The organism is Xanthomonas sp. SHU 166 (genome assembly GCF_000364685.1).
Lineage (GTDB): Bacteria > Pseudomonadota > Gammaproteobacteria > Xanthomonadales > Xanthomonadaceae > Xanthomonas_A > Xanthomonas_A sontii.
Map to the genome: position 1 here is coordinate 1 of NZ_AQOJ01000140.1, position 4,489 is coordinate 4,489.

2 protein-coding genes and 1 pseudogene are annotated in these 4,489 nt (G+C 71.6%); all 3 read right to left on the reverse strand.

Translation table 11 applies throughout. The features are described from left to right. Positions 1-465: 465 nt before the first annotated feature. Positions 466-1,335: a hypothetical protein gene (locus tag D180_RS05400; protein ID WP_017911995.1), complete on the reverse strand. Its 870-nt coding sequence runs from the start codon at positions 1,333-1,335 to the stop codon at positions 466-468. A gap of 1 nt (position 1,336) precedes the next feature. Then, positions 1,337-2,344 (reverse strand): annotated as a pseudogene (gene dapD, locus D180_RS05405) (2,3,4,5-tetrahydropyridine-2,6-dicarboxylate N-succinyltransferase); the annotation flags it as partial. A 2-nt stretch (positions 2,345-2,346) separates the two neighbouring features. Continuing rightward, positions 2,347-4,489, reverse strand: a 2,143-nt coding sequence (gene glnD / locus D180_RS05410; RefSeq protein WP_017911997.1) for a [protein-PII] uridylyltransferase, incomplete at its 5' end; no start/stop codon positions are given.

A 4,489-nucleotide genomic window follows, 5' to 3' on the forward strand; every position in this document is an offset into this window, starting at 1 on the left:
TGGGCGCAGCGGCGGCCGCCGAAGGCGTGTCGCCCTGCTTGGGCGTCGTCGACGCCGGCGCGCCCTCACGGCCGCACCCGGACAGCGCGAACGCCGCCGTCATCCAGCAAGCCCACATGATCGTACGCATCGGTCTCTCCTGTTCGTTGGTGGCAGCGCGCCAGGCCTCTTCCGTTCCGTCCCCTGACGTGGCGGCAGTGGCGCAATCGCGTGCGCCAGCGTATCGGGCCACCCATGTACGTCGGGTATGCACAGCGCTCCCGACCGGCCGCGGGATCGCCCGGTTCAACCGACGGCCGGCCGTCCATCTCCTGCAGCGTCGATCACCCAGGCGGAGGCGAGCGTCGACGCAACAGGCACGGCGACGCCGCGGTGCAACCGGCGCGCATGGCCCTGTGCCGCGGGCACGCGACGGAACCGCTCGAACATGTTGCACGCTGCCGGCGTTACCCAGGCGCCAGGCGCTCAGAGCAGCCGTTCGGACACCACCCGGAACGCGACACGCGGCAGGCGAAAGGCCAATCCCTCCTCCAGCGCGACACCCAGCGCCTGCAGCCGCGGGCAGGTCAGCGCCCCGGTCAGCCGCAACGGCTGCAGCGTGGCCGGGTCCACCGGCAAGGCGATGCGGGTGCTGGCCCAGCGGCCGTCGCAGGTGCGCGCGATGGCCTCGTCCTGGCAGGTGAGGAAGCGCAGCAGGGCCTCGCGCGTGGCGAACGCCGGCGTCCAGTCGGCATCGTGCCAGACCTCGGCAGGCTGCCAGTGCAGTTGCAGCGCCGGCGCGCTGCCCTGCCCCGGCTCGATCTGCGTGTGGCCGCTGCCATCGGACTGCAGCGCGTGCACGAAGCGCGCGGCCAGGTGCGGCTGCATGGCGTCGCTGGCGGCGCGTGCGCCGGCCACGTAGGCCAATCCATCCATCACGTTGCGGTCGAACAGCACCACCGGCCCGGCGTTCACATCGTCCACGCGACGCAGGTACCACCGCCAGTTGCTCTGCAGCGGCGATGGCAGCAGCTTCCGCAGCGGTCCGGCCAGGGCCGGACCGAAATGGCCGTGGCGATAGCTGAGGATGGTGTACGGCGTGCGCCCCTGGTGGACGACATGGGCGTAACCCGGCGGCGGTGGCGGGGCGCGACGCACGTCGACCCACCAGTTCAGATAGACCACCTCGCGCACGTCGCTCACAAGCGCCGGCAGCGGCCAGCGTTGCGTCAACGCACGCCGCAGCCGGGTCCAGCCAGGCGCATGCAGCAGGCGCGGCAGCGCGCGCCCGTACCAGGCGGCGGACGGGTGCCGGTAAGCCGCGGCCTCGGCCAGGTCCGGCACCGCCGCCGGCATCTCAGTCAGCCAGCCCGCGCAGGAGATCGTTGACGCTGGTCTTGCTGCGGGTCTTGGCGTCGACCTGCTTGACGATCACCGCGCAGTACAGCGAGTGCGAGCCGTCCTTGGACGGCAACTGCCCGGACACCACCACGCTGTACGGCGGCACGTAGCCGTAGGAGATCTCGCCGGTGGCGCGGTTGTAGATGCGCGTGCTCTGGCCCAGGAACACGCCCATGCCGATCACGCTGTGGTGGCCGACCACCACGCCCTCCACCACCTCCGAGCGCGCGCCGATGAAGCAGTGGTCCTCGATGATGGTGGGGCTGGCCTGCAGCGGCTCGAGCACGCCGCCGATACCGGCGCCGCCGGACAGGTGGCAGTGCTTGCCGATCTGCGCGCAGGAACCGACCGTGGCCCAGGTGTCGACCATGGTGCCCTCGCCCACGTGCGCACCGATGTTGGTGAAGCTCGGCATCAGCACCACGTCCTTGCCGAAGTAGCTGCCGCGGCGCGCCACCGCGCCCGGCACCACGCGCACGCCGGCCTTGCGGAACTCGGCTTCGTGATAGCCGGCGAAGCGCGCTTCCACCTTGTCCCAGAACGGCGCCGGCTGCGCTTCCACCACGGCCATCTCGTTGACCCGGAAATACAGCAGCACCGCCTTCTTCAGCCACTCGTTGACCTTCCAGCCGCCGTGCCCGTCGGGCTCGGCGACACGGAACTCGCCGCTTTCCAGGCCGTCGATGACGCGGTTGACCACCGGCCGGGTCGAGCCCTCGATCTCGTCGAGCGTCAGCGTGGCGCGGCGCTCGAAGGCGCTGTCGATGGTGAACTTCAGCTCGTCGGCGCTGGGCACGGCCACCGGCTTGGCGCGCAGCGGCTTCGGCGCGGGCTTGGCGGGCTTGCTCGCCACGGTCGGCGCCGCCGGCTTTGCGGCAACCGGCTTGGCCGTCTTCTTGGGGGCCGCCGTCTTGGCAGCGGACTTCTTGGCGGCAGGCTTCTTGGCGGCAGGCTTCTTGGTGGCCATCAGCGGGGGTCTCCAGGCGGGGTATCGGGGTCCAGACAGGCCTGCAGCGCGGCCTGCAACGCCTGGCGGGCGGCGTCGGGCAACGGCAGGTTGTGCTCGTCGGTGATGTGGAACAGATCCTCGGCGCGCTCGCCGAAGGTGGCGATGCGCGCGTCGTGCACGCGCAGGTGCTGCCGGCGCAGCACCTGGGCCACGTCCGACAGCAGCCCGGGGCGGTCCGGCGCGACCAGGCTGAGCCGGGTCAGGCGGCCGTCGAGGCTTTCGCGGAATTCGATGCGCGGGGCGAAGCGGAAATGCCGCAGCTGGCGCGGCACCACCCGCCGCGCCGGGCGCAGCCGCGCCAGGTCGCCGGCCAGCGCCTCGCGCAGTCCGGCCTGCAACTGCGCGATGTCGCCGCTGGCGAAGGCGTCGGCCGGCATCACCTCGAAGGTGTCGAAGATCGCCCCGTGCGGGGCGTCGAGCACGCGCGCGCGATGGATGCCGTAGCCGAGCCGGTCCAGGGTCATCACGATCGCGGCGAACAGGCCGTCGCGGTCCGGCGAATACACGAACACTTCCAGCGCCGCGTCGTCGGGGGTGACCGGGCGCACCTTGACCAGGGTGCCACCGAGTTCCACCTCCATCAGCGAGGTCGCCTGCCAGGCCAGTTGCTCGGGACGGAAGCGCAGGAAGCTTTCGTCCGGCATGCCGGCGAACTGGCGGTCGATGATGGCGTCGTCGTGGCCCTGGATGTGCATCAGCGCGCGCGCGGCCTCGCGCGCCTCCTGCAGGCGCTCGGCCACCGGCAGCGGATGCTCCAGGCCTTCGCGCAGGGCGCGGCGCGCGGCGAAGTACAGGTCGGCCAGCAGCCGATCCTTCCACGCATTCCACAGCTTGGGGCTGGTGCCGGCGATGTCGGCGCAGGTCAGCAGGTACAGATAGTCCAGGCGCTCGCGGTCGCCGACCAGGCTGGCGAAGCGATGGATCACCTCCGGATCGGCGATGTCCTGCTTCTGCGCGGTCACCGACATGCGCAGATGCTGCTCGACCAGCCAGGCGACCAGCTCGGTGTCGGCGGCGCTGAGCGCGTGCGCGGCGCAGAACGCGCGCGCATCCACCGCGCCCAGCTCCGAATGGTCGCCGCCGCGGCCCTTGGCGATGTCGTGGAACAGGCCGGCCAGCAGCAGCAGTTCCGGCTTGCGCAGCCGCGGCCAGACTTCGTGGGCGATGGAGAAGCGTTCGTCGGCGCGCGCGTTGGCGAACACCGCCATGTTCTTCAGCACCATCAGCGTGTGCTGGTCGACGGTGTACACGTGGAACAGGTCGAACTGCATGCGCCCGGACACCTGCGCGAAGGCGGGGATCCACTGCCCGAGCACGCCCAGCCGCGCCATCCGGGTCAGCGTCTGCACCGCGCGTGGGCCGCGCAGCAGCGCCAGGAAGCGCTCGCGCGCGGTCGGGCTGGCGCTGGCGTAGGCCGGCAGATGCGGCAGCGCCTCGGCCAGCGCGCGCGCGGTCAGCGAATGCAGACCGCGGATCTCGCCGTGCGCGGCCCAGGTGGCGAACAGCGCGAACACCTGCACCGGATCGGCCTGCGGCCAGCGCTCGTCGTCGGCAGCCAGATAGCCGCGGCGCAGCGAGAAGCCGCCGTGCAGCGGCTGCGGCTGCGCTTCGCCGTCGAACTGTTCCTCGAAGCGCTGCAGCAGCCGGTCGCTGAGCCGGCGCACGATCGCCGCGCTGCGATAGAAGCGCTGCATCATCTTTTCCACGCCCAGGCTCTCGACGTCGTCGGAGAAGCCCAGGCGCTGCGCCAGGGTCTTCTGGTAATCGAAGCGCAGGCGCTCTTCCGGACGGTTGGCGACCAGGTGCAGCCCGTAGCGCAAGCGCGCCAGTTCGCGGCGCTCGCGGCGCAGCGCGGCGGCCTCGTCGCCGCCGACATGGCCCAGCCCGATCAACGGCTCCAGGTCGCGCACGCCGAACGCGCGCAGCGCCATCCAGCCCAGCGTATGCAGGTCGCGCAGGCCGCCGGGGCCGTCCTTGATGTCCGGCTCAAGGTTGTCGGCGGTGTCGCCGAAGCGCTGGTGGCGGGCCTGCAGTTCCTCGCGCTTGGCCATGAAGAATTCGCGCGGCGGCCACACCCGCTGCGGGGCGATGGCCGCCGCC